The sequence below is a fragment of the Streptomyces sp. NPDC006643 genome (assembly GCF_042870175.1).
GTDB lineage: Bacteria > Actinomycetota > Actinomycetes > Streptomycetales > Streptomycetaceae > Streptomyces.
Map to the genome: position 1 here is coordinate 110,651 of NZ_JBIAHA010000017.1, position 17,193 is coordinate 127,843.

At 71.2% G+C, this 17,193-nt stretch carries 19 protein-coding genes; 8 read left to right on the forward strand and 11 right to left on the reverse strand.

All coding sequences use genetic code 11. From position 1 onward, the window contains the following. Window positions 1-4: 4 nt before the first annotated feature. Together ACFYNU_RS23345 and ACFYNU_RS23350 are read right to left on the reverse strand one after the other, a co-directional pair. Window positions 5-616, reverse strand: coding sequence for a hypothetical protein (locus ACFYNU_RS23345; protein WP_356588444.1), 612 nt, complete (start codon window positions 614-616; stop codon window positions 5-7). Window positions 617-747: 131 nt separating this feature from the next. Beyond that, window positions 748-2,016 (reverse strand): DUF1343 domain-containing protein, encoded by a 1,269-nt coding sequence (locus ACFYNU_RS23350; protein ID WP_356588446.1) that lies wholly within the window; start codon window positions 2,014-2,016, stop codon window positions 748-750. A gap of 150 nt (window positions 2,017-2,166) precedes the next feature. Between ACFYNU_RS23350 and ACFYNU_RS23355 the strand changes: the two genes are divergently transcribed. The 3 genes from ACFYNU_RS23355 (at window position 2,167) to ACFYNU_RS23365 (ending at window position 5,520) form a co-directional block, all read left to right on the forward strand. After that, entirely contained in the window at window positions 2,167-2,934 is a 768-nt protein-coding gene (locus ACFYNU_RS23355) for an SDR family oxidoreductase (RefSeq protein WP_356588448.1), read from the forward strand. Between the two features lie 119 nt (window positions 2,935-3,053). Further along, the gene (locus ACFYNU_RS23360) at window positions 3,054-3,647 is read left to right on the forward strand and encodes a TetR/AcrR family transcriptional regulator (protein WP_356588450.1); all 594 of its coding nucleotides are present in this window, start codon (window positions 3,054-3,056) and stop codon (window positions 3,645-3,647) included. Window positions 3,648-3,900: 253 nt separating this feature from the next. Beyond that, window positions 3,901-5,520 (forward strand): hypothetical protein, encoded by a 1,620-nt coding sequence (locus ACFYNU_RS23365; protein ID WP_356588452.1) that lies wholly within the window; start codon window positions 3,901-3,903, stop codon window positions 5,518-5,520. 9 nt (window positions 5,521-5,529) lie between these two features. Here the strand turns inward: ACFYNU_RS23365 and ACFYNU_RS23370 are convergent, their stop codons facing one another. The 3 genes from ACFYNU_RS23370 to ACFYNU_RS23380 all read right to left on the reverse strand — a co-directional run bounded on the left by ACFYNU_RS23370 (window position 5,530) and on the right by ACFYNU_RS23380 (window position 8,209). Further along, window positions 5,530-6,744, reverse strand: a complete 1,215-nt coding sequence (locus tag ACFYNU_RS23370; protein WP_356588454.1) for an acyl-CoA dehydrogenase family protein — start codon at window positions 6,742-6,744, stop codon at window positions 5,530-5,532. A gap of 9 nt (window positions 6,745-6,753) precedes the next feature. Next, window positions 6,754-7,776, reverse strand: coding sequence for a phosphotransferase family protein (locus tag ACFYNU_RS23375; protein WP_356588456.1), 1,023 nt, complete (start codon window positions 7,774-7,776; stop codon window positions 6,754-6,756). A 136-nt stretch (window positions 7,777-7,912) separates the two neighbouring features. Further along, window positions 7,913-8,209 (reverse strand): hypothetical protein, encoded by a 297-nt coding sequence (locus ACFYNU_RS23380; protein ID WP_356588458.1) that lies wholly within the window; start codon window positions 8,207-8,209, stop codon window positions 7,913-7,915. Between the two features lie 143 nt (window positions 8,210-8,352). Between ACFYNU_RS23380 and ACFYNU_RS23385 the strand changes: the two genes are divergently transcribed. Next, window positions 8,353-9,312, forward strand: coding sequence for a hypothetical protein (locus ACFYNU_RS23385; protein ID WP_356588460.1), 960 nt, complete (start codon window positions 8,353-8,355; stop codon window positions 9,310-9,312). A 7-nt stretch (window positions 9,313-9,319) separates the two neighbouring features. Here the strand turns inward: ACFYNU_RS23385 and ACFYNU_RS23390 are convergent, their stop codons facing one another. From ACFYNU_RS23390 to ACFYNU_RS23400, 3 genes are read right to left on the reverse strand one after another with little or no spacing between them, the layout of a single operon-like run. Continuing rightward, window positions 9,320-9,643 carry a DUF202 domain-containing protein gene (locus ACFYNU_RS23390; RefSeq protein WP_356588462.1) on the reverse strand — a complete coding sequence of 108 codons (324 nt, stop codon included), beginning with the start codon at window positions 9,641-9,643 and terminating at the stop codon, window positions 9,320-9,322. Further along, window positions 9,643-10,035: a DUF202 domain-containing protein gene (locus ACFYNU_RS23395; RefSeq protein ID WP_356588464.1), complete on the reverse strand. Its 393-nt coding sequence runs from the start codon at window positions 10,033-10,035 to the stop codon at window positions 9,643-9,645. Before ACFYNU_RS23395 ends, ACFYNU_RS23390 begins: the two co-directional genes overlap by 1 nt. A 10-nt stretch (window positions 10,036-10,045) precedes the next feature. Next, a complete protein-coding gene (locus ACFYNU_RS23400) occupies window positions 10,046-10,588 on the reverse strand; it encodes an NUDIX domain-containing protein (RefSeq protein WP_356588466.1) in 543 nt (180 codons plus the stop codon). Between the two features lie 92 nt (window positions 10,589-10,680). Between ACFYNU_RS23400 and ACFYNU_RS23405 the strand changes: the two genes are divergently transcribed. Beyond that, a complete protein-coding gene (locus tag ACFYNU_RS23405) occupies window positions 10,681-12,336 on the forward strand; it encodes an FAD-binding dehydrogenase (RefSeq protein WP_356588468.1) in 1,656 nt (551 codons plus the stop codon). 6 nt (window positions 12,337-12,342) lie between these two features. On the opposite strand, the gene ACFYNU_RS23410 is transcribed toward ACFYNU_RS23405, so the two are convergent. Beyond that, window positions 12,343-12,789 carry an ASCH domain-containing protein gene (locus ACFYNU_RS23410; protein ID WP_356588470.1) on the reverse strand — a complete coding sequence of 149 codons (447 nt, stop codon included), beginning with the start codon at window positions 12,787-12,789 and terminating at the stop codon, window positions 12,343-12,345. A gap of 101 nt (window positions 12,790-12,890) precedes the next feature. Here ACFYNU_RS23410 and ACFYNU_RS23415 point away from each other — a divergent pair, with 101 nt between their 5' ends. Together ACFYNU_RS23415 and ACFYNU_RS23420 are read left to right on the forward strand one after the other, a co-directional pair. Beyond that, complete coding sequence (locus ACFYNU_RS23415; RefSeq protein WP_356588472.1) at window positions 12,891-13,616, forward strand: molybdopterin-dependent oxidoreductase; 726 nt, start codon at window positions 12,891-12,893, stop codon at window positions 13,614-13,616. Beyond that, window positions 13,558-14,247, forward strand: a complete 690-nt coding sequence (locus tag ACFYNU_RS23420; RefSeq protein ID WP_356588474.1) for a cytochrome b/b6 domain-containing protein — start codon at window positions 13,558-13,560, stop codon at window positions 14,245-14,247. The genes ACFYNU_RS23415 and ACFYNU_RS23420 overlap by 59 nt, the downstream gene beginning before the upstream one ends. A gap of 40 nt (window positions 14,248-14,287) precedes the next feature. Here ACFYNU_RS23420 and ACFYNU_RS23425 read toward each other — a convergent pair whose 3' ends face one another. Beyond that, entirely contained in the window at window positions 14,288-15,694 is a 1,407-nt protein-coding gene (locus ACFYNU_RS23425) for a gluconate:H+ symporter (RefSeq protein WP_356588476.1), read from the reverse strand. Between the two features lie 68 nt (window positions 15,695-15,762). After that, the gene (locus ACFYNU_RS23430) at window positions 15,763-16,305 is read right to left on the reverse strand and encodes a gluconokinase (RefSeq protein ID WP_356588478.1); all 543 of its coding nucleotides are present in this window, start codon (window positions 16,303-16,305) and stop codon (window positions 15,763-15,765) included. A 131-nt stretch (window positions 16,306-16,436) separates the two neighbouring features. Between ACFYNU_RS23430 and ACFYNU_RS23435 the strand changes: the two genes are divergently transcribed. Further along, window positions 16,437-17,138 carry an FCD domain-containing protein gene (locus tag ACFYNU_RS23435; protein WP_356588480.1) on the forward strand — a complete coding sequence of 234 codons (702 nt, stop codon included), beginning with the start codon at window positions 16,437-16,439 and terminating at the stop codon, window positions 17,136-17,138. Window positions 17,139-17,193 lie beyond the last annotated feature (55 nt).

The window sequence follows — 17,193 nt, forward strand, 5'->3', positions numbered from 1 at the left end:
CGGGTCAGGCCACCGAGGCCAACTCCCGCTGCCGTACGCGCTTCGCCCGCTCCATGGCCTCGGACGTAAGAACGGGCCGTGGCACGACAATGCCACAGCCCTTGCACACCGCTCCCGCCCAGGGAGCCTGCGACAGATCCGGCCGCCAGACGATTCCCTTCTCCGCGCACACCGGGCACGCGCCGCCCGGTCCCGACTCCAGCCCGGCGATCAGCCGGCGGAGCACCTCGGCCAGCGGCTCCGTCGGATGCACGGCCGGGTCGTCGCACCGCACCACCCCGTTGCCGCCCCACGTCCTGCGGTGCCAGTCGTCGAACGTGCCTGGTCTTCTCAGTCCGTCGTGCTTCTCGCGCTTACGGCGCTTGGCGAACTGCGTCTCGTACGCCAGCCAGACGGCCCGCGCCTCTTCCAGTTCGTCGAGCGCGGCCATCAGCCGCACCGGATCGGGAGCCCTGTCCTCCGGCTCGATGTCGTGCCGTTCACACAGATGGTCCCAGGTGGCCCGATGCCCATAAGGGGCAAATCGCTCAAGGCACTTACGCAGTGAATACCGGCGTAGTGCCAGGTCGCATCGGGGATCGCGCACCTGTCTCGCGAGACTCCGGAATCCGGCCATCGCCTGCCACCTCCGTCGTTGCTGCATCGGCGTCATCCAATAGACGTACGCGTGCCCGATCCGGCTCCATCGAAAATGCGATGGCAGCCATCAATGGGCTTTTCACCCATGAGGACTGCCATCAGCCCCGCTCAGCGGTACTGGAGGTACCGCTCACGGGTCTTCTCGAACGCGGCGAGTTCGGCGCGCCAGGCGCCGGCCACCTCGTCCGTGTCCGCGCCCGCGTCAATCAATGTGCGTACGGAGGTGGAGCCGGTCAGCTTGTCGATCCAGTTGTCCGGGCGCCAGGCGAAACCGCTCCACGTCCTCCTGGCCGTCACCAGCAGCGCGATGCCCGTCCGCACCGGGTCGAACGACTCCCGGTCGTGGACGTGCAGTTGGACCCCGCCGACCGTCTTCCCCTGGAACTTGGAGAACGTCGGCGCGAAGTACGCCTCACGAAAACGCACCCCGCGCAGTCCCTCCGCGTTGGCGGCCTCGGCCCACGCGCGGTCGATCCCCTCGGCGCCGAGCAGTTCGAAGGGGCGGGTCGTGCCCCGGCCCTCGGAGAGGTTGGTGCCCTCGAAGAGGCAGGTGCCCGAGTAGACCAGCGCGGTCTCCGGCGTGGGCATGTTGGGGCTCGGCGGCACCCAGGGCAGTCCGGTCCGGTCGAAGAAGTCGGCGCGGCGCCAGCCGGACATCTTCACGATGTCCAACTCCACGGGCCGGTCGAGGAATTCGCCGTTGAAGAGGAGCGCCAGTTCGGTGACCGTCATGCCGTGGGCCTGCGCGATCGGCCGGCGGCCGACGAACGTGGCGAACTCCGGGTGCAGGACCGGCCCGAGCGCCGCCCGGCCGGTGACCGGGTTCGGGCGGTCGAGCACGACGAAGCGCTTGCCCGCGAGGGCCGCCGCCTCCATGCAGTCGTAGAGCGTCCAGATGTAGGTGTAGAAGCGGGCGCCCGCGTCCTGGATGTCGAAGACGACCGTGTCGACACCGGACTCGGTGAAGATGTCCGCGAGCGGCTGTCCGCTGGTCTGGTACGTGTCGTACACCGGCAGCCCGGTCGCCGGGTCGTCGTACCTGCCCTCGGAGCCGCCGGCCTGCGCCGTGCCCCGGAAGCCGTGCTCGGGGCCGAAGACGGCGGTCAGGTTCACGCGCTCGTCGGGGTGCATGACGTCGACGACGTGCCGTACGTCCTGGGTGACGCCGGTCGGGTTGGTGACGATCCCCACCCGCTGCCCGGCGAGCGTGCGGTAGCCGTCGGCGGCCAGCCGGTCGAAGCCGGTACGGACCCGCCCGCTCCCGCCGCTCCCGCCGCTCCCGCCGGTCGCGGCGGCCGGGGGAACGGCCGCCGCGACAGCGCCCACCGCGCCCACCGCACCGCCCGCGGCGATCAGACTCCTTCGGGACAGGCTCATTCGGCCACCTCCGTCATCGGCGTGCTGTTTGTCATGGGCACGCACTCTAGTCCTTCCCCGCAACATACCGACCGGTTAGTCTGCTGGTGTCGAGCGGTGTGTGCCGCGGTGGACGGTGAACGGTGACGGTGAACCGGAGAGGCAGGTCCGATGGTTACGGTGCGGGACGCGCGAGTGGTGGTCACAGGAGCCGGTGGCGGTATCGGTGCCGCGCTCGCCCGCAGATTCGTCGCCGGGGGCGCCCGCGTGGTCGTCAACGACCTCGACGCCGGCAAGGCCCGGGCAGTGGCCGAGTCCATCGGCGCCCTCGCCGCCGTACCGGGCGACGCGTCCGACGTGGTCGAGCAGGCACGCGACGCGCTCGGCGGCGCCGTCGACATCTACTGCGCCAACGCCGGTGTCGGCTCGGCCGGTGACGCCTTCGCCGCCGAGGACGTCTGGGCGTCGGCCTGGGACGTCAACGTCATGGCGCACGTCCGCGCCTCCCGGGTCCTGCTGCCCGGCTGGCTGGAGCGCGGCACGGGCCGGTTCGTCTCCACCGTCTCCGCCGCCGGACTCCTCACGATGATCGGCGCCGCGCCGTACAGCGTCACCAAGCACGGCGCGCTCGCCTACGCGGAATGGCTCTCCCTGACCTACCGTCACCGTGGACTCAAGGTGCACGCGATCTGCCCGCAGGGCGTACGGACGGACATGCTGACCGCCTCGGGAGCGGCGGGCGGACTCGTACTCGCCCCGACGGCGATCGAGCCCGACGAGGTCGCCGACGCGCTGTTCGACGCGATGGACGAGGACCGGTTCCTGGTGCTGCCGCACGCCGAGGTGGCGGACTACTCCCGGGCCCGCGCCGGCGACCCCGACCGCTGGCTGAACGGCATGAACCGGATCCAGCAGAAATGGGAAGCGACCGGGCCGTGACCGGGCCGGCGGCCATGAGTGGGAAGATCCTCGGGCGGCAGCCGCGTCCGTACCGGGGGACGGCGGCGGGCACCACGGCGGCGCACCCCGCCGAGAACTGAGAGAGGCAGGCGGCGACAGTGGCCAGAACGACGGACGGGAACGGCATGCCCGTACCCCAGCGGCTGCTGGCCGCCGCCACCCGGCTCTTCGCCGAGCAGGGCTACGGCAGCACGTCGGTCCAGGAGATCGTGGAGGCGGCGGGCGTCACCAAGGGCGCGCTCTACCACTACTTCGGCTCCAAGGAAGACCTCCTCCAGGAGGTGTACGCGCGGGTGCTCCGCCTCCAGCAGGAGCGGCTGGACGCCTTCGCCGACGCCGACGAGCCCGTGGAGCGACGGCTCCGGGCGGCGGCGGCCGACGTGGTCGTCACCACCATCGACAATCTGGACGACGCGGCGATCTTCTTCCGCTCGATGCACCATCTCAGCCCCGAGAAGAACAAACAGGTACGGGCCGAACGGCGGCGCTACCACGAGCGGTTCCGCGCGCTGGTCGAAGAGGGCCAGCGCACCGGGGTGTTCACCTCCGCCACACCGGCCGACCTGGTGGTGGACTACCACTTCGGCTCCGTCCACCACCTCTCCACCTGGTACCGCCCCGACGGGCCGCTCACCCCGCAGCAGGTCGCCGACCACCTCGCCGATCTGCTGCTGCGCGCGCTGCGCCCGTGAGCGAGTGCGGGCTCACCGCCCGGGGCGGCCGACGCGGACCTCGCCGCCCTCGGGGCTGAGCGCGATGAGACACGTGGTCGAGGACCGCCCGCTGCCCGCGTAGCCCGCGCGCCCGCGCCGGTGGGCCCCGATCGCCGAATGGGGCCCGGCGTGGGCCTTCGGACCCTCGCGCTGGGTCCGGGGGCCGTCGTTACCGTTCCGGACGGCGGGGTGACGCTCCCCGCCCCCGACGCGGGCTACGACGAGGTGACGTGTGAAACGCAGCGACTGGATACGCCGGGCCGTACGCCTGAACAGAGGGCAGTCGGCTCCCGAGTATCTGGGGATGCTGGCGCTCGTCGCCGTGGTGACCGGCGCGATCGTCGCGACCGGCATCGGCGGTGACGTGTCCGGTTACGCGCGCCACCATGTCTGCCGCATCGTCCACATGGCCGACGGCGGCGGCTGCGAGGCCGGGAACGAATCCGGTCCCGGCGAACCCGTCGAGCCCGCGACAGCCCCCGGCGAGAGGCCCGGCGGGCCGGGCGGGCCGGACGAGGGGCCCGTCGACAGGCCCGGTGAGACGCCCGTCGTCGAAGCCACCGGCAAGCCCGCCGGCGAGGGGAACGCGCTCCCCAGCCTCTGCTTCGAGCCGCGCGAGCGGTCCTCGAACTCCAGGGTCTCCGTGCCGGGCAACGGCCCCGTCAGCAAGGCGGCGGCCTGGGGCTACTCGTACCTGGTCAACTTCGTCATCGACGAGATCGACAACGAGAAGAACAAGGAGAAGCGGGTCCAGCTGGCGCTCGACGACCTCGCCTACTGCCTGCCCGACCACAACATCGTCATCGCCCAGCCGCACGAGGGAAACCTTCAGCAGATGGACGGCGCGGCCCTGATCGAGACCGTCGAGATCAGCGGCACGACCTACCGCGTCTACGCCTTCAAGACCGGGAAGTTCACCTGGTCCGACGACGCCGACCTCGGCTGGAAGAACCGGGCGTTCCACGGCGTCTTCGACGTCAGCGACGACCGCCGCACCGTCACCTTCCAGGAGCCGCCCCGCCCCAAGCGGAAGGAGGGCTGGCGGCCCGGCGACGAGGGGTGCCAGATCGAGGGGCAGGAACCGCCCGACCGCAGCCGGTACTACAACACCTACTCCCCGCTGGACAACGAGGCGTCGACGCAGGCGGTCCGGATGCTCGTGAACGATCTGCGCCGCTGCTACCCCGACTACAACGTTCTCGCGATGCACTCGGAGCAGCCGTCGCACTGGGTGGACGAGCCGGACTCCTTCGTCCACGAGGGCCGATACCGGCTGAACTCCCCGGAGTACCACGACGACGAGTCCGGCGACGACATCGCGTCCGGCCGGGCCGTGTTCGACGTGTACGTCTTCGACAAGGGGAGGTTCAGCAACGACGGCGACGGCGGCTACACCAACTGGGCCTACTACGGCGACTTCTCCCGCGACGGCAAGGAGGCGGCCTTCGAGCAGCCCGAACCCGCCGATCTGGAGGCCGATTCCATCCCCACCGGCCCGGGCACGGTCAACTTCAACGACGAGACACCGAAGTACACGGGGGCCGGACCGTACCCGGGCACCGACTACTCCGGCGATGTCCCGGGCGACGACGGCGAGCTGACGCGGTCGCTGATCGAGGAGTACGGCCGGAGCTTCCCCGACACGAACATCATCGCGGTGAAGTCCTTCAACGACATCTCCTTCTCCGGAGTCTCCGGTATCGAACACCTCGCGGTGGTGGACGGCGTCAACATCTTCGCCGTCGACGAGGGAACCCTCGTCAACAACGGTGACGGCGGCTGGCAGAACTGGGGCTTCACCGGCTACTACGACTACGACCCGGACGAGAAGCAGGTCACCTTCAAGCGGTAGCGGCCCTGGCTACTGATACTTCTTCAACTCCCGCCGCGCCAACGACCGTTGGTGCACCTCGTCCGGGCCGTCCGCCAGCCGCAGCGTGCGCGCCGCCGCCCACAGCTCCGCCAGCGGATAGTCCTGGCTCACCCCGCCCGCGCCGTACAGCTGCACCGCGCTGTCGATGATGCCGACCACCGCGCGCGGCGTCGCGATCTTGATGGCCTGGATCTCCGTGTGCGCGCCCCGGTTGCCGACCGTGTCCATCAGCCAGGCCGTCTTGAGCACCAGCAGCCGCAACTGCTCGACCGTCACCCGCGCGTCGGCGATCCAGTTCCGGACCACGCCCTGCGCGGCGATGGGCTTGCCGAAGGCCGTACGGGACACCGCCCGCCGGCACATCAGCTCGATGGCGCGCTCGGCCATGCCGATCAGCCGCATGCAGTGGTGGATCCGGCCGGGGCCGAGCCGGGCCTGGGCGATGGCGAACCCGCCGCCCTCCTCGCCGATCAGATGGGTGGCCGGGACCCGGACGTCCGAGAACGACACCTCGGCGTGGCCGCCGTGGGAGTGGTCCTCGTAGCCGTACACGCTCATCGCGCGCTCGACGGTGAGACCGGGGGTGTCGCGCGGGACGAGGATCATCGACTGCTGGCGGCGGGCGTCGGGCCCGTCCGGGTCGGTCTTGCCCATCACGATGAAGATCCGGCAGTCCGGGTTCATCGCCCCGGAGATGTACCACTTACGGCCGTTGATCACATACTCGTCACCGGCGCGCTCGATCCGGGTGCGGATGTTCGTCGCGTCGGACGAGGCGACCTCCGGTTCGGTCATCGCGAACGCCGAGCGGATCTCACCGGCCAGCAGCGGCCGGAGCCAGCGCTCCTTCTGCTCGTCGCTGCCGAACTGGGCGAGCACCTCCATGTTCCCGGTGTCGGGCGCCGCGCAGTTGAGCGCCGTCGGGGCCAACTGCGGGCTGTGGCCGGTGATTTCGGCGAGCGGCGCGTACTGGAGATTGGTCAGCCCGGCGCCGTGCTCGCTGTCCGGCAGGAAGAGATTCCACAGCCCGCGCCCGCGCGCCTCGGCCTTCAGCTCGTCCACGATCTCCGGGGTGTCCCAGGGGTCGGCGAGAGCGGCCCGCTGTTCGTGGGCGACCGGCTCGGCGGGACGGATGTGCTTGTCCATGAAGTCCAGCAGCTCGCTGCGGAGTTCCTCGGTACGGGCGTCGAATGCGAAGTCCATGGGTCCCGGTCAGCCTTCCTGGAGGGTGGTGAGGCCGTGCTCGATGAAGACGGGGACGAGATCCCCGATGCGCTCGAATCCGCCGCCGACGGTCTGGCCCAGCGTGTAGCGGTAGTGGATGCCTTCGAGGATCACCGCGAGCTTGAACCAGGCGAAGGCCGTGTACCAGGCGATCGCCGAGGTGTCGCGGCCCGACCCGGCGGCGTAGCGCGCGATCAGCTCGGCGGGGTCGGGATGCCCGGCCGCGCCCGCAGTCGTACTGATCGGGGAGCCGGTGATCTCCAGCGGCGCGCTGTACATCACGAGCAGCCCGAGATCGGTCAGCGGATCGCCGAGCGTGGACATCTCCCAGTCCAGGACGGCCTTGATGCGGTCGTCGTCGCCGATCAGGACGTTGTCGAGCCGGTAGTCGCCGTGAATGACCGTCGGCGCGGGGGAGTCCGGCAGCGAGCGGCCGAGCGCGGCGTGCAACTCGTCGACGCCGGCCAGGTCCCGGTTCCGTGAGGCGTCCAACTGCTTTCCCCAGCGGCGCAGTTGACGGTCGAGGAAACCCTCGGGCCGGCCGAAGTCGGCGAGTCCCACCGCCGAGGGGTCGACCGCGTGCAGTTCGACCAGGGTGTCGACCAGGCCGAGGAGCGCGGCGCGGGTGCGCCCGGGGCCGAGGGGGGCGAGCTGTTCGGCCGTACGGTACGGGGTCCCCCGCACGTACTCCATCAGGTAGAAGGGCGCCCCGAGCACATCGGGGTCCTCGCACAGCAGCAGGGGCTCGGGCACCGGCACGGCCGTCGGGTGCAGGGCGCTGATCACCCGGAACTCGCGCTTCATGTCGTGCGCCGTGGCGAGGACATGGCCGAGCGGGGGCCTGCGGACCACCCAGTCCCGCGCGCCATCGGTGACCAGATAGGTCAGATTCGACCGGCCGCCCTCGATCAGCCGGGCGCTCAGCGGTCCGCCCACCAGTCCGGGGCGCTCGCGGTCGAGGTGGCCGCGCAGCCGCTCCGGGTCGAGTCCTGGCGGGGGACTGGCGCTCATCGGTCGTACCTCCATGGGGGCGGGGGCGGTGGAAAGCCTTCGCCGTTCATGATGCCGACCAGTCGGTATGCCGTCCAGTGCGGAACGGGATCCAGGTGCCGGGTCCGGGGGCCGGACCCGGCGGCGGGCGGCCGGGTCAGTGGTCGTCCCAGTGGCCCTCGTGGGCGGCGTGCCGGTGGCCGTCGTGGACGTAGTCCTTGTGGTCGCCGTGCGCGACGGCGGGGTGGCCGCAGCCCTCGCCGTGCCGGTGGGGGTGGCTCTCGTGGACGACATGGGCCACGGGCTCGCACTCGTCCCAGTGCTCGACGTGCTTGCGGTGCAGATGGCCGTCGTGCGCGTAGTCGACGTGGTCGCCGTGCCGCACCTCGGTGTGGCCGCAGGTCGGTCCGTGGGTGTGTTCGTGCCTGGCGTGTTCCTGGTGAAGCGGCGTCATGATGTGCACCTTTGCTGTGGTTCGGGCGATAGGTGAGCGGCCGGTCGGGACGCTACCAGTCCTGTCCGTGATGGTCGGTAAGTCCGGTTCGCGTCCCGTAAATCGGATGACCGCACGAGCCGCCCGGTGCTGAACTGGGGGACATGACCGCCGCAGCCGCACCGCCGCCCCAGCCCTTCCGCTGGTCGCTGTCCTCGTTCGGCGGCGGCCGGCCCGACCAACTCGGCACGCTCGCCACGCCGGAGGACCCGAGCCCGCCCTCCGATGCGGTCCTCCGTGAGCTGACCACCGCCACCGCCAAGGTCCTCGCCCGCGTCGACGGCGCCGACCTCTGCTTCCTCGGCCGGTCGCTGGACTCGATGTACGACCTGCTGACCGGCGCGCTGGAGCACTCGCCGTGGGACGGGCGGCTGCTGCGGCTGCCGGTCTCCTGCATGGCCGACACCCACTGGAGCCCCGCCGACGCCCGCCGCTTCCGCGAACACCTCGCCTCCGTGGGACTTGAGCCGTACGCGCTGGCGCGCCGTAGACGCCCCATCGCCCTGGTCGACGTCGTCGCGGAGGGGCGCAGTTACGGCACGCTCCACCGTCATCTCGCCGAGTGGATCGAGGAGACCCGCGAGCCGTGGGCGGTCATCCGGCGCAAGCTCCGGTACATCGGCGTGACGGCGCGCACGCGCACCAGCCCCCGCACCTGGCGCTGGCAGCAGGATCCCGACAACGCCTGGGTGCGGACCCTGCCGGCCGCCCATGTGACCGACGTGTCCCTCGACGGCCGGGTGTGGTCGTATCTGGCGAACGATCAGCCGAAGGTCAACCAGTCCTTCCCGCACGGGAACTGGTTCGACGAGGAGTCGACGCCGGCGCCCCGCCACCACCGGGTCGCCCGCGCGCTCGCCGAGGCCCGGTACTTCACCGACGCGGGCCGCGACAGCCGGCTGCGCGAGGAGCTGATCCGGCTGATGGCCCGTGAGCCGGGCTTCGCGGGGCGCGAACAGCGCCGGATCGCGCTGGCGCTCCGTACCAGGGCGACCTCCCGCACCGGCTCGGGCGCCCGCCCCCGCTCCGGCACACGGGCGCGCTACAAGACGGGCAACCGGTAGCGCGCCCTCACAGCACCGTCACACCGAACGCCGCCAGACAGATCACACACACCACCGTCGCCACTCCCGCGCGCACCGGCAGCGCGCGCGGCTCCGCGGTGTCCAGCGCCACCATCCGCCGGTGCGCCACCAGGAGGAACGCCAGCCAGACGAGCAGGCCCAGCGCCGCCGCGACCACCCCGGCGGCCGTCGTGTCGCCCCGGACGACCTGCCGGCCCGCGAGCACCGCCACGACCGTGTACGTCAGCGTCGTACGCCGCCAGGCCAGCCGGGTCCGCTCCGGCTGGAGGCCCGGGTCCCGCGCGGCGTCACCCGGGGGCGGGCCGCCCATCAGCGGCTCCCGCCCGCCACCACCACGACCAGCATGATCACGGCGACGGCCGCCACCGACAGACCCAGCAGCGTCGGAAAGGCCGTCACCGGCAGATCCTCGCCCCGGCGCATCGCCCGCTCGCTGCGCACCCACTGGCTGATCGCCCGCAGCGCGCTGAGCGCGCCGATCGCGAAGAGCACCACCGCGAGCCCCACCCGGACACCCCAGCGCAGGTCCGGCAGGAACTGGTCGACCGCGAATCCGCCGCCCACCAGGGCGAGCGCGGTCCGGATCCAGGCCAGGAACGTGCGCTCGTTGGCGAGCGAGAAGCGGTAGTCGGGCGTCGTGCCCTCGTCGCTGATCCGCCGGGGCGCGAACCACAGACGCAGGCTCCGCACAAAGTCGATCACCCGTCGCACCTTACGCATCTCGCGTGCGGGCCGCCTTCAGCAGCTCGTACGCCATCAGACCGTCCGGCGTCCACCGCCGCCCGCCGTCGCCGGCGCCCTCCGCGTTTTCGGCCAGCCGTCGCTCCAGCTCCGCGTCGGTGAGAAAAGCGTGCCAGTCGATCTCCTCCAGCTGCGGGGAGACCGGCAGTACGCAGCGGACCTCGTAGACCCGGGACCACCACCGTCCCTCCTCGGCGTCGTAGAGGAACGTGAACAGCGGTACGGGGCGCGGCAGGCCCGACACCCCCAGCTCCTCCTCGGCCTCGCGCAGCGCCGCGTCGTCGTACGTCTCGCCCGCGTCCACCACACCGCCCACGAACATGTCGTAGTGGGACGGGAAGGCCGCCTTGGTCGGGGTCCTGCGGTGGACGAAGATTCGGTCGTCCGCGTCGCGCGCGAGGACGAAGACGCAGCGGTGCCGCAAGCCCTTCGCGTACGCCTCACCGCGTGTGGCCTGCCGTACGACGTGGTCGTGCTCGTCCACGATGTCGATGATCTCGTCGGAGCTGCTCATGCGGGACAGCCTGGCACGCACGGCCGGTTGACTCGTTACCGGCCCGTACGGAAGATCGGACCACCTCAGTCGCCCCGAGAAGGTGGGAACCCATGGCGTACGACGCCGACGTGATCGTGATCGGCGCGGGACTGGCCGGTCTTGTCGCCACCGCCGAACTCGTGGACGCCGGGCGCTCGGTGATCCTGCTCGACCAGGAACCCGAGGCGTCCATCGGCGGACAGGCGCACTGGTCCTTCGGCGGGATGTTCCTCGTGGACTCGCCCGAGCAGCGACGGCTGCGCGTCAGGGACAGCCGTGATCTCGCGCTCCAGGACTGGCTCGGCACGGCCGGCTTCGACCGCGCGGAGGACCACTGGCCGCGCAAGTGGGCCGAGGCGTACGTGGACTTCGCCGCCGGGGAGAAGCGGTCCTGGCTGCGGGAGCGGGGGGTGCGGTTCTTCCCGGTCGTCGGCTGGGCCGAGCGCGGCGGCTACGGCGCGCGCGGGCACGGCAACTCGGTGCCGCGCTTCCACATCACCTGGGGGACGGGACCCGGCGTCGTCGAGCCGTTCGAACGGAAGGTGCGCGAAGGCGTCGCCAAGGGGCTGGTGACGTTCCGCTTCCGGCACCGGGTCACCGGGCTCGGCGCCACCGCGGGCGTGGTCGACACCGTGACCGGCGAGGTGCTGGAGCCGAGCGACGCCGAACGCGGCACGGCCAGCAGCCGTGTCACGACGGGCGAGTTCGCGCTCCGGGCACAGGCCGTTATCGTGACGTCCGGCGGGATCGGCGGCAACCACGACCTCGTACGCGCCCAGTGGCCCGACCGCCTCGGGACCCCGCCCGAGAAGATGCTCTCCGGCGTGCCCGCCCATGTCGACGGACTGATGCTCGGCATCACCGAGCGGGCCGGCGCCCACCACATCAACCGGGACCGGATGTGGCACTACACGGAGGGCATCGAGAACTGGAACCCGATCTGGGCCAGGCACGGCATCCGGATCCTGCCCGGCCCCTCGTCGCTCTGGCTCGACGCGCGCGGGCGGCGGCTGCCGGTGCCGCTCTTCCCCGGCTTCGACACGCTCGGGACGCTCGACCACATCATGCACTCCGGCCACGACCACACCTGGTTCGTCCTCAACCAGCGCGTCATCGGCAAGGAGTTCGCCCTCTCGGGCTCCGAGCAGAACCCCGACCTGACGGGCAAGTCCGTCCGCGACGTGATCAACCGCGCGCGGCAGGACGTGCCGGGGCCGGTGAAGGCGTTCATGGACAACGGCGCGGACTTCGTCGTGGAGAAGGACCTCGCCTCCCTCGTACGCGGTATGAACGCGCTCACCGAGCAGCCGCTGATCGACGAGGCGGAGCTGCGCCGGGAGATCACCGCGCGCGACCGGGAGGTCGCGAACCCGTTCACCAAGGACCTCCAGCTGACGGCCGTGCGCGGGGCGCGCGCCTTTCTGGGCGACAAGCTGATCCGTACGGTGGCGCCGCACCGCATCCTCGACCCCAAGGCCGGTCCGCTGATCGCCGTACGGCTGCACATCCTGACCCGCAAGTCGCTCGGCGGGCTTCAGACCGACCTGTCGTCGCGCGTGCTGCGGGAGGACGGCACGCCGCTGGCCGGGGTGTACGCGGCGGGGGAGGCGGCCGGGTTCGGCGGCGGCGGGATGCACGGGTACCGCTCGCTGGAGGGGACGTTCCTCGGCGGCTGCGTCTTCTCCGGCCGCGCGGCCGGGCGGGCGGCGGCGCGGGCGGTGGCCTGACCCGTCCTAGAGGCGCTCGACCACCCGGAAACGTTCCGCCACCACCAGCGTCCCGTCGTGCACCGTGAACGACGGGTCGCCCAGGGCCTCGCGCATCTCGTCGCTGTGCCAGAACGCCTCGTGGCCCGCGCGCCAGGACTCCACCGAGTCGTACCCCTCGCCCTCGTCCAGCGCGTGCTGGAGGTCGACCTGGCCCAGCGGCAGCACCCGTACCTCCGTCAGCTCGACGACGGCGATCTCGCGGCCGTCCGAGTCGATCAGCGCCGAGCGCTCGCCGACCGGCGGCAGCTCCTCCTTCTCCGCCTCGTACTCGGCGAGCAGGCCCGTCGTAGAGACCTTCTCCCCGGACAGGACGGCCGCGACGAGCTGATCGCGCAGCGGCCCGGGGAAGGCGAGCAGGAACGGGGGCAGGGCCTCGCGGGGCGCGTCGCTGTTCTCCTGGGGCGTCTCCATGGGCGCCAGTCTGCCGGTCCCGGCGGATCCATGCCTGACGAAACCATGACGGAGGTCCGTCGGCCCTGGCTTCCGGGCCCCGGTGGTGTTCGAATCGAGAGATGACCACCGAAGACACCGGCCCCCAGGGCACGCCCGTCGGGCGGCGCCTGGTGCTCTCCATGCTCGGCCTCGGCGCGGCCGGGGTCGTCACCGCGCCGTATCTCCAGCGCGGGCTGGAATCCTTCCTCGGCGCGGTGTCCGACAGCGACCCGACGGGGCTGACCGGGCTGCTGCCCAACGGGGGCGGGTTCCGCTACTACTCGGTGGCCGCCTCCGTACCCCGCAAGGACGCCGGGAACTACCGGCTGACGGTGGACGGGCTGGTCGACCGGCCCGCCACGTACACGCTCGACGCCCTGCGGAAGCTGCCGCAGACCCGGATGGTCCGTGACGTCCAGTGCGTCACCGGCTGGCGGGTGCCGGAAACACCGTTCGAGGGAGTACGGCTGTCCCGGATCCTGGACGCGGCGGGGGTACGGCCCGACGCCGGGGCCGTGCGCTTCACCTGCTTCGACGGCACGTACAGCGAGAGCCTGACCATGGAACAGGCCAGGCGGCCCGACGTACTGGTGGCGCTGAGGATGCGCGACAAGCCGGTCGAGCACGCGCACGGCGGTCCGGTCCGGCTCTACGTGGCGCCCATGTACTTCTACAAATCGGCGAAATGGCTCTCCGGGATCTCCGTCACCTCCGACGTCCGGCCCGGTTACTGGGAGGAGCGCGGCTATGACGTCGACGCCTGGGTCGGGCGGTCCAACGGCCGCACCGACACCCCGACCGTCTGACCGGCCGGCCGACGCGAGGGACGCGGCGCGTCCGCGCCTGCGCCGGCGGTTCAGCCGGGCCGAGCGGCTGGTCCACCGCGCGACCGGCGTCCTGATGCTGGTGTGCGTGGCGACGGCGGCCTGTCTGTACGTACCGCAGCTGGCCGAACTCGTCGGCCGGCGTCATCTGGTGGTCACCCTGCACGAGTGGTCCGGGCTGCTGCTGCCCGCGCCGTTCCTGGTGGGGCTGGCGTCCCCGGCGTTCCGCGCCGATCTGCGGCGGCTGAACCGCTTCGCGCCGCACGACAAGGAGTGGCTGCGGGCGGTACGGCGGCGCGACTTCCGGCCGGAGTCGCGGCCGGCGGGCAAGTTCAACGCGGGGCAGAAGCTGTACGGCGGCTGGATCGCCGGAGCGGTGCTGGTCATGCTCGCGACGGGTCTGCTGATGTGGTTCACCTGGCTGACGCCGCTGGTGTGGCGCACGAGCGCGACGTTCGTGCACGACTGGCTGTCGCTGGCCGTGGGCCTGGTGCTCGTCGGGCACATCGGGATGGCGTTCGCCGACCCGGAGGCCCGGCGCGGTATGCGGACCGGGTCGGTGGAACGGCCGTGGGCGGAGCGGGAGCACCCTCTGTGGAAGGAAGAGGAGTGACCCGCCCCGCCCAGGCGGGGGACGCCGCTTCGGGACCGCGCTAGACGATCAGCGAGAGCAGCATCACAAAGCCGAGACCGACGACGGAGATGATCGTCTCCATCACCGACCAGGTCTTGATCGTCTGGCCGACGTCCATCCCGAAGTACTCCTTCACCAGCCAGAATCCGGCGTCGTTGACATGGCTGAAGAAGAGCGAACCGGCGCCGATGGCGAGCACCAGCAGCGCGGCGTGCGAGGTCGACATGTCGGCGGCGAGCGGCGCCGCGAGCCCGGCGGCGGAGATCGTCGCGACGGTCGCCGAACCGGTCGCCAGCCGGATCGCCACCGCGATCAGCCAGCCCAGCAGCAGCGCGGGGATCGACCAGTCCTCGGAGAAGTCGAGGATCATCTGTCCGACGCCCGCGTCGATCAGGGTCTGCTTGAAACCGCCGCCCGCGGCGACGATCAGCAGCACGCCCGCGATGGGCCCGAAGGACTTCTCTACGGTCGAGGCGAGCCGGTCCTTGGTGAATCCGGCGGCGCGCCCCAGGGTGAACATGCCGACGAGTACGGCGGCGAGGAGCGCGATCAGCGGGGAGCCGACGACGTCGGCGACCTTCTGGACCTGGTTCTCCGGGTCGTCCACGACGATGTCGACCAGTGCCTTGACCAGCATCAGGACGACCGGCAGCAGGACGGTCGCGACCGTGGCGCCGAAGCTCGGACGCTTCTCGGTCTCCTCCGACGGACGCTTCTCCAGCGTCTGGAGCATCCGCTCGGGCGGCTGGATGTCCACCCAGCGCGCGGCGTAGCGGGAGAACAGCGGACCCGCGATGATCACCGTGGGTATGGAGATGACCAGGCCCAGCGCCAGCGTGACACCGAGGTCGGCGCCGATGGCGTCGATCGCGACGAGCGGGCCGGGGTGCGGCGGTATCAGCCCGTGCATGACGGAGAGACCCGCCAGGGCCGGGATACCGATCCGCATCAGGGAGAAGTTGCCGCGCTTGGCGACCAGCAGCACGACCGGGATCAGCAGCACGATGCCGACCTCGAAGAAGAGCGGCAGCCCGATCACCGAGGCGATGAGGACCATCGCCCAGGGCATGGCCCGGCCGCTCGCCCGGCTGAGGATCGTGTCGACTATCTGGTCGGCGCCGCCCGAGTCCGCGAGCAGCTTGCCGAGTATCGCGCCGAGCGCGATCAGCACACCGACACCCGCGACGGTGGAGCCGAGACCGGCGGAGAAGCTGGTGATCGTGTCGCCCAGCGACGCGCCGGCGAAGGCGCCGAGCGCCAGCGTGCCGATGGTCAGGGCGAGGAAGGCGTGCAGCTTGAACTTGGTGATGAGCAGGACGATGACGGCAATACCGGCGAGAACGGCGATGCCCAGCTGCGTGTTGCCGGCCGAGGTGATCGGTTCTACGGCGTCCGCTGCCAGCGTCTCGACACTGAGACTGGTCACGGGGATTTCCTTAAGTGATCGGGGAGATGGGGGAAGTCGGGTCTTCGGGGAGTGGACCGGCCCTGCTGTCAGGCGGGTTCGGGCTCGGCTCCTGGTTTGTGGGGGCGGTCGAGCGCCGTGAGCGCGGCGACGCCCCGTACGGCGATCTCCTCGGGGGTGCCCGAAACGTCGACCGTGACGCCCGCCTCGTCGTCGCCCAGCGGCTGCAACGTGGCGAACTGCGAATCCAGCAGGGCGGTGGGCATGAAGTGCCCCTTGCGGTCGGCCATCCGCCGCTCGATCAGGGCCCGTTCACCGGTGAGATGCAGGAAGACGGCGTCCGGCGCCGCCGCCCGCAGCCGGTCCCGGTAGGCGCGCTTGAGCGCCGAACTGCTGACCACGCCGCCGAGACCCGCCCGGCCGTGCGCCCAGCGCCCGATCGCGTCCAGCCAGGGCCAGCGGTCGTCGTCGTCCAGCGGGGTGCCCGCGGACATCTTGGCGATGTTCGCCGGGGGATGGAAGTCGTCGCCCTCGGCGTACGGGACGCCCAGTGCGGCGGCAAGCAGGGGACCGACGGTGGTTTTGCCGGTACCTGCCACGCCCATCACCACGACGACGTGGGGGGTGCTCATCTCATGCCTCGCTGTCTTCACGTGCTCCGCTGCCTCCGCGCTACTGAAACCCATATGTACGACGTATTCAAGGTGTCGTAACCCACACGTCATATTTTTTCTTCGCCGAGCCCGCCCCGTAGGCTTCCGTCATGACCACAGAAGGCCGGGGCCTGCATACCCATGTGCTCGACACCCTCGGCCTCGCCATCACGGGGGGCGAGTACCCCGAAGGCGGCGTCGTGCGCACCGACGAGGTCGCTCAGCGCTTCGACGTCTCGCGCACCGTCGTACGGGAAGTGGTCCGCGTCCTCGAATCGATGCACCTCGTCCAGTCACGGCGCCGCGTCGGGGTGACCGTGCGGCCCGCCCGCGAGTGGAACGTCTACGACCCGCGCGTCATCCGCTGGCGGCTCGCCGGCAACGACCGGCCGCGCCAGCTGCGCTCGCTGACCGTGCTGCGCTCCGCGATCGAACCGGTCGCCGCCGGGCTCGCCGCCCTCCACGCCACGCCCGAACAGTGCGCCGCCCTCACCGAGCAGGCGCTCGGGATGGTCGCCACCTCGCGCGGCCACCAGCTGGAGGGCTATCTGCGCCACGACATCGCCTTCCACCGGGTGGTTCTCGACGCGTCGGGCAACGAGATGTTCGCGCGGCTCGGGGACGTCGTCGCGGAGGTGCTGACGGGCCGTACCCGGCACGAGGTGATGTTCCACGACCCGGACCCGGCGGCCGTGACCCTGCATGTACGGGTCGCCGAAGCCGTACGGGAACGGGACGCGGCCCGCGCCGAGGAGCTGACCCGGGAGATCGCCGTCGGCGCCCTCCAGGAACTCGACGTCCTCGCGCCCTGACCCTGGACCGCGAGGGCGCGGCGCGGTGTCAGACTTGGCCCTTCGGACTCGATGG